This is a genomic window from Paracnuella aquatica (genome assembly GCF_003332885.2).
Classification (GTDB): domain Bacteria; phylum Bacteroidota; class Bacteroidia; order Chitinophagales; family Chitinophagaceae; genus Flavisolibacter; species Flavisolibacter aquaticus.
This window is the reverse complement of record NZ_QOWJ01000011.1, coordinates 143,089-151,165: the sequence shown is the minus strand read 5'-3', so window position 1 is coordinate 151,165 and position 8,077 is coordinate 143,089. Positions and strand designations below refer to the sequence as shown.

The 8,077-nt window shown below is 50.2% G+C and carries 5 protein-coding genes; 4 read left to right on the top strand and 1 reads right to left on the bottom strand.

Annotated elements, in window-relative coordinates:
* Window positions 1-466: 466 nt before the first annotated feature.
* Window positions 467-1,336: an OmpA/MotB family protein gene (locus DRJ53_RS15430; RefSeq protein WP_114236548.1), complete on the top strand. Its 870-nt coding sequence runs from the start codon at window positions 467-469 to the stop codon at window positions 1,334-1,336.
* Between the two features lie 261 nt (window positions 1,337-1,597).
* On the opposite strand, the gene DRJ53_RS15425 is transcribed toward DRJ53_RS15430, so the two are convergent.
* Entirely contained in the window at window positions 1,598-2,542 is a 945-nt protein-coding gene (locus tag DRJ53_RS15425) for a hydroxypyruvate isomerase family protein (protein WP_114236547.1), read from the bottom strand.
* Window positions 2,543-2,669: 127 nt separating this feature from the next.
* On the opposite strand from DRJ53_RS15425, the gene DRJ53_RS15420 reads away from it, so the two are divergent.
* The 3 genes from DRJ53_RS15420 to DRJ53_RS15410 all read left to right on the top strand — a co-directional run bounded on the left by DRJ53_RS15420 (window position 2,670) and on the right by DRJ53_RS15410 (window position 7,899).
* A complete protein-coding gene (locus tag DRJ53_RS15420) occupies window positions 2,670-3,635 on the top strand; it encodes a formylglycine-generating enzyme family protein (RefSeq protein WP_114236546.1) in 966 nt (321 codons plus the stop codon).
* A 150-nt stretch (window positions 3,636-3,785) separates the two neighbouring features.
* Window positions 3,786-5,114, top strand: coding sequence for a Gfo/Idh/MocA family protein (locus DRJ53_RS15415; RefSeq protein ID WP_114236545.1), 1,329 nt, complete (start codon window positions 3,786-3,788; stop codon window positions 5,112-5,114).
* A 229-nt stretch (window positions 5,115-5,343) separates the two neighbouring features.
* Window positions 5,344-7,899 carry a BamA/TamA family outer membrane protein gene (locus tag DRJ53_RS15410; protein ID WP_114236544.1) on the top strand — a complete coding sequence of 852 codons (2,556 nt, stop codon included), beginning with the start codon at window positions 5,344-5,346 and terminating at the stop codon, window positions 7,897-7,899.
* The last annotated feature ends 178 nt before the right edge of the window (window positions 7,900-8,077 follow it).

Here is an 8,077-nt window from a genome sequence, read left to right as displayed (position 1 = left end):
TTTCTTAAAAACACCGCAACTACCTAAAAACCAACCACTTAAAGAACCACATTCCCCGTTTTCGGGAGTGCAAAGATAAAGATAATTACACCAATCAACCAAAAGTTTTTTTAGAGAAAGAAAATCAGTTGATTTTGTATCTCCAAACCTCTTTGTGATTATGTTTTGTTTCAATGAGCGGGTGCAAAGATATAGATGAGCACAATACGGTGCGCAGAAAAGTCGCATTATTATGAAAAGAAGACGAGGGCAGCTAGCTAATGACATTTGCGATTACCTATATGCTGCGATAGATCATACACTATATAATAGATGAAACACTAACTACAATATGCATCATACATTACTATCTTTTTCTATTAACCTTACATTAGGCTGAAAAGCTGACCACAAACAGGTCTTCGCAATTTGTTTCTCCTAACTTTGGTCCCGTCCGTGTTTTTATATACTAAATCTTCAACTGAATATGATGCAAAAATCACTGTTGTTTGCCGCAGCGTTGGTTATCCTGCTTTCCTCCTGCGTTAGCCGTAAAGCCCTTAAAGCGGAACAATCGAAGTACACGAAGCTTAATGATTATTATGTGCAAGTGCAGAACGATCTGAAAAAGTGCCGCGACGATGAAGCCGAAGCTGCCCGCCGTCGTTCCCAACTGGAATCGGAACTGGAAATGGCACGCCAGCAACTGGCTTCGCAAAAGGAGAACAACAACTTGATGGTGAATCAACTGCGTGACCTGTCTGTGATCTCCAGCGCACAAGCAGAGAGCATCAAAAAGTCGATGGATAATATTGGTGCGAAAGATGCTTATATCACCGACCTGCAGCGTTCTATTGCCCGCAAAGACTCGTTGAACATGGCTTTGGTGATGAACCTGAAAAGTGCACTCAATGATATAAATGATTCAGACATTGAAATCAAAGTAGAGAAGAGTGCCGTATTTATTTCTATCTCTGATAAATTGCTGTTCCGCAGCGGATCATATGAAGTATCGGATCGCGCCATGACCGTGCTGGGTAAAGTAGCACAGGTACTGAACGCGAAGCCGGAGATTGAGTTTCTGGTGGAAGGCCATACTGATAATGTGCCTATTAAGAATGCCTGCATTGTTGACAACTGGGACCTGAGCACCAAACGTGCAACTGCCGTTGTGCGCATTTTGCAAAATCAATTCAAACTTGATCCAAAGCGTATGACTGCTGGTGGCCGCAGTGAGTACATGCCTGTTGCCAGCAACGACGACAACAACAGCCGTAGCCTCAACCGCCGTACCCGCATCGTGATCCTGCCACAACTGGATCAGTTCTTTAAACTGCTGGAAACTCCGCAGAGCTAAGAACGTGAGGGACGTGAAGCGTCAAACGTGAATGATGAATGGTGAATGTTTTTACTCGATGCCATTCGCTTCATACACACATATACTATTCAATAAAAAAGCACCGCATGGATTCATGCGGTGCTTTTTTATTTATGGAGTGATGCAGTGCAGTCAATTACTACATGTCTATATCTATTTATCTCACCAACTCATTCACCACACACCATTTACCATTGCCAATTTACCATTGACGATTCACTTTGACGTTTCACGACTCCCCTACGCTCCTGCCTTGAAGCTATCCACCTCGCGGTAAGCTGCAATCAGTGCCAGCTCGCCATCTTTGCCGGGCCGTGCATTGCCATGCTCCATACCCATGATGCCGCGGTAACCTTTATCGTAAATGTGTTTGAAGATATTCTTGTAATTCATCTCGCCGGTAGTGGGCTCCTTTCGTCCGGGGTTATCGCCAATCTGGAAGTAAGCAATTTCGCTCCACACCAGGTTCATGTATTGAATGATATTGCCTTCATTGCGCTGCATATGGTACATATCAAACAATATTTTGCACGACGGCGAATTAACTGCACGGCAAATAGCATAGGTTTGATCGGAGGTGCGTAAAAACAAATCGGGGTTATCGCTCAGCGGCTCCAGCACCATCACCAGCCCGTGTGGTTCCAATATTTCCGCACCGCGGCGCAATGCATCCACCACATGGCCTGTTTGTACGCCAATGGGCAAACGCCGCTCAAAATAACCGGGCACTACCGTAGCCCATTTTGCATTGCAACGCTTAGCTACATCGATTGATTTTTTGCAGGTGTCCAAAAATTTATCAAGAAATTCCTTCTTGCCGGTTGCCAGCGATGTCTTCCAGTTGTCGCCACCATCAATTACAAACACGCCCATCGTCATGCCCAACTTGGCCAGCGTATCGCCAATCTTTTGTTGCTGCTCCACCGAGCGGCCCAGCATGCCATTGTCTTCAATGCTGCGAAAACCCTGGTCGTGGGCCCATTTTATTTGATCAATAAAATCGGCACCGCCATTGTTTTTAAACATGCCGTCGTGAAAGGCATAATCCATTTGAAACGGCTTGCCCGCATTGGGACCCAGGTTGATGTTTGCTGCGTTGTTTTCTTCTTTTGCCAAAAGCGTGGCAGGCGCTAATGCGGCTGCAGTGGCAGCCAGGCTATTTCTTAAAAAATTGCGGCGTTGCATGTTTGGTTTCGTTAGGCAGACAAGATAAAATATTTACCTATAACAAAACCGCATTCATGCAAACCATTGCACAATAACAACATGCGCTGCGGTTCGAATAAAAACTATCCATACATTTAAACCCAAGATGTACAACGTAAAACATTATTTGCTTTCCACCCTATTGTGTGCAGCCACTTCGCTTGCTGCCCAAAACACCGATGCTTCGTTTAAAGCATACGAAGAAACCCTAAAAGGAACCAACATCAAGTTTGGCATGGCGCCCATACCTGGCGGCAGTTTTAACATGGGCGCTGCTGCAGGCGAAAAAGGCGCATTGCTCAGCGAGGGACCACAAAAGAAAGTAACGATCAGTCCTTTTTGGATGGGCACCCACGAAGTAACACACGACGAGTTCAACGTATTTTTTGAAGACGAAGGCACACCCACCAACTCGGATGTGGATGCAGTGACCAAACCCACTTCGCAGTATATCGATCTTACCTGGGGCATGGGCAAAACCGGTGGCTTCCCGGCCAACAGCATGCAGCAGTTTACGGCCATGATGTATTGTCGTTGGCTGTATCAAAAAACAGGGCATTTTTACCGCCTGCCTACCGAAGCCGAATGGGAATATGCAGCCCGTGCCGGCGCCACTACTACTTACCCGTTTGGCAACGATGCAGCCGCACTGGGCGACTATGCCTGGCACGCCGGTAATAGCGGTAAAGTGTATCATAAAGTGGGACAGAAAAAACCAAACGCCTGGGGATTATATGATATGCTGGGCAACGTATCGGAATGGACGCTGGACCAGTTTGATGAAAAATATTATAGCAAAGTAACCGACGGCGCTACCGATCCGCAGATCACCCCGGAAAACCGGCATCCAAAAGGCGTTCGGGGCGGATCGTTTGAGGAAGCAGCGGAAAGAGTTCGTCCGGCTGCACGCCTTTCTTGGCAGCCCGACTGGAACAAACGCGACCCGCAAATACCCAAAAGCCGCTGGTGGCTTACCGATGGGCATTTTGTAGGCTTCCGCGTGGTGCGCCCCCTCAAGCAACCCACCGCCGAAGAAGCTGAAGCATTTTACAAGCTGCACCTGGGGCAGTAAAATGGTGCATCCAAACACTGCCGTTGGAGAAAAGCGGCAGAAATGGTAGCCTATCATTTATAAAATATTTATCTTTTACCTCGCTAATGCAACCCGGTAGCGAAAACCAACCGAATTTTCTCACACCTTTTAACGCATAAACTTGTCATTATGAACGCCCAAAAATCCCGCAGAGATTTTGTAAAAGAATCAGCCCTCCTTGCCGGCGGCATGGCCATATTGCCCAACCTGGCAGGCGCCAACTTTTTTTCTGGCGCCCCCGGCACCATTAAAGTGGCCCTGGTAGGCTGCGGCGGACGCGGGACGGGTGCAGCACTGCAGGCCCTGCTGAGCAAGCAGGATGTAAAGCTGGTGGCCATGGCCGACGCTTTCAAAGACCGCCTCGATGGCTGCTATAAATCGCTGATGTCGAAAGAAAACGCCACTGCATCGGGCAGCGGTGATATTACCACCAAAATCGACGTGCCGGAAGAGCGCCGTTTTGTGGGCTTCGACGGATACCTGAAAGCCATTCCGCTGGCCGATGTGGTGATCCTGGCGACCCCTCCGGGTTTTAGGCCCCTGCATTTTGAAGAAGCCATCAAGCAGGGCAAACACGTATTTATGGAAAAGCCTGTGGCTACCGACCCTGCAGGTGTGCAAAAAGTACTGGCGGCAGCACAAATTGCCAAGCAGAAAAAACTGAACGTGGTGGTAGGCCTGCAGCGTCATTACCAAAACTCTTACCGCGAGCTGTATAAGCGCAAAGCACTGATTGGCGATATCGTATCGGCACAGGCCTGGTGGAACAACGATGGTGTGTGGGTAAAACCACGCCAGTCGGGCCAAACCGAAATGGAATACCAAATGCGCAACTGGTATTATTTCAACTGGCTATGCGGCGACCATATTGCAGAACAACACATCCACAACATCGACGTGGTGAACTGGTTTAAAGGCGCCTACCCGGTAAAAGCCCAGGGCATGGGTGGCCGCGAGGTACGCAAAGGCAAGGACCACGGCGAAATTTTCGACCACCACTACGTGGAGTTTCATTATGCCGATGGCTCAATTTTAAACAGCCAGTGCCGCCACCAGCCCAAAACCATGAGCAAGGTAGACGAACTGCTGGTGGGCACCAAAGGCCGCATCCAGGCCGGCGCTGCCAATATTGTGGACCTGAAGGGCAACGTGCTCTACCAGTTTGACAAAAAAACCGAAAACAACCCTTACCAAACCGAGCACGATGAGCTATTTGCAGCCATTGCAAAAGGCGAATACAAATTCTCGGATGCGGAAAACGGCGCCTACAGCACCATGACCTCTATCTTGGGCCGCATGGCAACTTATAGCGGACAGGTGGTGCAGTGGGACAAAGCACTCAACTCGGGCATCAACCTGCAGCCCAAGGCATATGCGTGGGATGCGCAGCCGCCCATACTGCCCAATGCCGATGGCTTCTACCCTGTAGCCGTTCCGGGTGTTACTAAATTTGCATAAATAAAAGCCCTTCATTTTATACAGCACCTTCCTTTTGGGAGGTGCTTTTTTGTTGGCTGATGGCTGCAATTAAACCGCACTTCCGGTTTTGCTTTTTAATGAAACATTGAAAAAGTAATGCCTATGCGGGCAAATAAACTAGTGGCAAGATTTTTAGAATTCTATTGAAGGGCAATGGCAGATGTTTGCGAAACAGGATTAAATAAAAGCCAGGCCTAAATATTGGAACATGCGCAACAGAACAGGTTGGATGCTGCCTTGGTGCAGCTTGTTTGCAGGATCATTTTTTTTATGCAGCCCCGTTAGCGGCCAGGTACCCGCCACCAGCGACACCACATTGATGCGGTCGGTGGCACCCGAATCTTCTTTTATCAACGGCATTTCCAATGAAGGCTCATTGGGCCGCCGCTATCGCCTCGAGTGGTCGGTGCCAGTGCAGGCGCCATCCGCAACAATTGATCAATTACACGGCGGGCTGATGCCGCTGCGGTCGGAAAATGTAGGCGCAGCGCATGTTTTGTACCTGCACAATTCCAGCGGCCAGATGTTTGCCCTGCGGCCGGTACGTACTTACCCCGAGCGGCAGCTTCCCGAGATTTATCAAAACACGATTGTTTCCGGTTTTGCCAACGACCTGGCATCGGCATATCACCCCTATGCACCGCTTACGGTAGCGCCGATGGCGGCAGCGGCTGGCTTGCCCTCGGCACCGGTGCAGCTTCTTTTTTTACCCCAACACAGTGCGCTGGGCCCGCATGCCGGCGACATGGGCAACGGCTTGTACCTGTTGCACCAACAGCCTTTTTCGCAACGGGCCGATACGTTGTATGACGTGGTGCGCACCAACCGGTTGCTGGAGCTGCTGGACAGCTCGGCGCAATACCGCGTGGATGAAAAGGCGTATTTGCGCAGCCGCCTGCTGGATATGTTGCTCGGCATAGGCCTGCGGCGCCAGGCCGACTGGCGCTGGATAGCCCGCCAGGAAAGCGGCGCAACAGTGTTTACCCCATTTACCGAAAGTTATGAAGGAGCTTACCCGCTGTACGAAGGCAGGCTGGTGAAAATAGCCCGGGTGGTGGCCAAGCCAAAAGGACTGGTGCCATTTGAAGCGAAAATGCCCGACCCGAGAAAATTAAATGAAACAGCGCTTTATTTAGACCACCGGTTTACCAGCAACCTGACGCGAAATGATTGGGAAACCATTGCCAAAGAACTGCGGCAGGCACTTTCCGATGATGTGTTGCAACAAGCCATCCGGCAAATGCCGCCCGAAGTGCTTTCATTTTCGGCGCAAACTATTTTAACCAAACTAAAAAGCCGCCGCAGCCAGCTGGTGCAGTATGCCATGGAGTATTACCAGTTGCTGGCCCGCGAGGTAAATGTTTCGGCTACGCAATCGAACGAACGCATTGCAGTGAGCGGTACGGGTGATGGCAACCTGAATATATCGGTAACACCGTTGGACAGCAGCGCAACAACGCAGCTGTTTGAACGCAATTTTGACGACGGCGAAACCCGTTCGGTAAATGTGTATGGCCGTGGCGGCAGCGACCAGTTTGAAGTGGCGGGCACACCGGGCCGGAAAATAAAGGTGCGCATGATTGGCGGCCCCGGCAACGATACCCTGATTGGCGCCAGCCGCAGCGGCGTGCATTATTACGACAACAGAACCGTGCGGCCCCTGCGCAGCAGGCTGGTGCGCCAGCACCTGCGCAACAATACATCGGTACACCGCTACGAGTGGGAAGATCTTGCATTTGACCGCCGCGGCCTTTCGCCCATAATTTTTTACAACAACACCGACCGCATTTATGCAGGCCTTACTTACCAATGGACCAAAATGGGCTGGCGCAAACAACCTTTTGCGCAGCAGCACCGCCTGCAGTTGAACTATTCCATTTTGCAGGGCGGCATCAGCGCCGGGTACGAAGGCATTTTTACCGAATTGATTGGCCGCTGGAACGGGTTGGTGTCGCTGGAATACGACGCGGTGCGGTGGACCAACTTTTTTGGCATTGGCAACGAATCGCCGCCGCAGGTGGAGGACAATAATTTCTACCGCATGCGCACCAAAATCGGCAATGCCAGCATCGGGTTGCTGCGCAACTTTGGCCGTGGCCACAGCTTTGGCGTTTCGGGTGTGGTGCAAACGGTGCAGGTACGCAACGATACCGACCGCTATGTGGCTAAATTCATTTCGGGCAGCAATCCTAAAGTATTCGACAATCGGCAGTTTGCCGGTGGCCGCGTTACTTATGGTTTTGAAAGTCTGGACAACGCGATCGTACCGCACAAAGGCCTGCTGGTGCAGGGTAGCGCCACTTACCTGCAAAACCTGAAAGACCGCGAAAGGGAAATCGTGAGTTACGACGCCAGCCTCAATTCATTTATCCCGTTTGGAAAACGGGTGGTGTGGAGCATGCTGAGTGGCGTGAAAGCGGTCACCGGCGAACCTGAGTTTTTTCAACTGGCTGTAATTGGCGGCGGGCCTACTTTGCGGGGCTTTCGGCGGGAACGTTTTTGGGGTAAAACAGCTTTTTATACGCAAAACGAATTGCAGTACCTATTTCCTTTTCGCAGCTACTGGTTCAACGGCACAGTGGGGCTTTTTGGATTGTTTGATGCGGGCCGCATCTGGCAGCCCGGCGAAACCTCGGACCTGCTGCACAAAAGCGTTGGTGCGGGGCTGATCATTTCGCCTTATCATAAATTACGTGTGTCGCTGGCGTTTGCAAAATCAGAAGAGCGGGGCATGATACATGTGGGGCTAAGGGGTAGTTTGTAGGAAATGCTTGATGGCTTGTAATAGACAATGATAAAAAAGGGAGCAATCGTAATTGCTCCCTTTTTATTTGCCTGCTTATGCAGAATATTGGAAAAGTCCTTTCGTCGGGGATAGAGGTGGTTAATGCTTTGACCAACTTACAGCTGCAATTACAGCTGCAAAAAAGCAAAACCATCAT